Here is a 1,260-nt window from a genome sequence, read left to right as displayed (position 1 = left end):
CAGTGTGGCTAGCTTATCTAATGGTTGTAGAGCCATAATGTCTTCTCATTTTGATGGTTTTTTCTTATAGTTTTTATAATTTAATTAGGCATTCAACTAGCAATTAACAACAGCCAACATGGTCAAATGGGCATTTCTCCATACCCATGCGTGTATGCCATTCATGGAAATTTTCTAAAAATAGTGGCTGTAGCTCAAGTGTATAAAAGCTGGCTGGGTTATCAATGCCGAGACTCTCCGCAAACATCATTAGCATAAATAAATCTTCTTCATCGCGTGCGGCGCGTGCCATTGTTTGCCGATATGGTGCATGGTAGAACTCATTAAGTCCTGTTAGGAATCTTTGCCATAAAGGCTGATCGTTTTTTGTTTCGTCCATAGTTTTGCCTTGGTTCTAACAACTTATTTATTAGATAATATCATTAACTGGTGGGTTACACTGTACTAACCATATCCTATAAAACAATATTCCAAAGCATAAAAACGCCAGCAATTGCTAGCGTTTTGTTCTGCTCAAATATTTCAGATTTAATTAAGTCTCATTTTTACCTTTATGCTGCGACCATTCACGGCGTAGCACAGACAGACTCTCAAAAGTAACCAAAATCGTTGCAATCATAATGATGATATCCATAATAATGAGTAACCAATTACCATCAGTATAGAAAGTTTTGAGCTGAATTAACAACGCAAAAACCGTCATGACTAGCAAGAACGACAATGGCGCTAAAGTGTACCAAACCGTCTTGCCATTACGTAACAAGATAACGGTTACGATCATAAGCGTTAATGCTGCCATCAATTGGTTAGTAGTACCAAATAGTGGCCAAATAATCATGCCGCCTTCACCGCCAATACCGCCCGCACCGAACGCCAATAATAGACAGGATCCGACTGCTAACAAGGTGGCGACGACGCTTTTACTTAAAATTGGAAGGTTATAGAACTCACCAAACTCTTGGAAGATGTAGCGCTGTAGACGAACGCCAGTATCCATTGTTGTACCGGCAAATAATGCTGCCATTACCGTAAGCATCGTCTGCGATAGCACCAAATCAATACCAACGCCATTACTTAAAATAGTAGCACCACCATCAATAAAAGCACCGATAGAGCCGTCACCAAAGTTTTGATAAATCGCCTGCCAATCACCTAAAGTTGCAAAACCTGCGGTCGCCGCTAATATAGCACCAAGCGCAAGCATACCTTCACCTAATGCACCAAAATAACCTACAAACCGAGCGTCCTCCTCTTTATCGA

2 protein-coding genes are annotated in these 1,260 nt (G+C 40.6%); both read right to left on the bottom strand.

Going from position 1 to position 1,260, the window contains the following annotated elements; genetic code table 11:
• Window positions 1-103 precede the first annotated feature (103 nt).
• Window positions 104-379 carry a cory-CC-star protein gene (locus ACS8FD_RS15235; RefSeq protein WP_439261355.1) on the bottom strand — a complete coding sequence of 92 codons (276 nt, stop codon included), beginning with the start codon at window positions 377-379 and terminating at the stop codon, window positions 104-106.
• 153 nt (window positions 380-532) lie between these two features.
• Window positions 533-1,260 (bottom strand): carbon starvation CstA family protein (locus ACS8FD_RS15230; protein WP_439276467.1); only part of this gene is annotated, 728 nt, incomplete at its 5' end.

It is taken from the genome of Psychrobacter sp. 1U2 (assembly GCF_051847575.1).
This window is presented reverse-complemented; position numbering and strand designations above follow the sequence as displayed.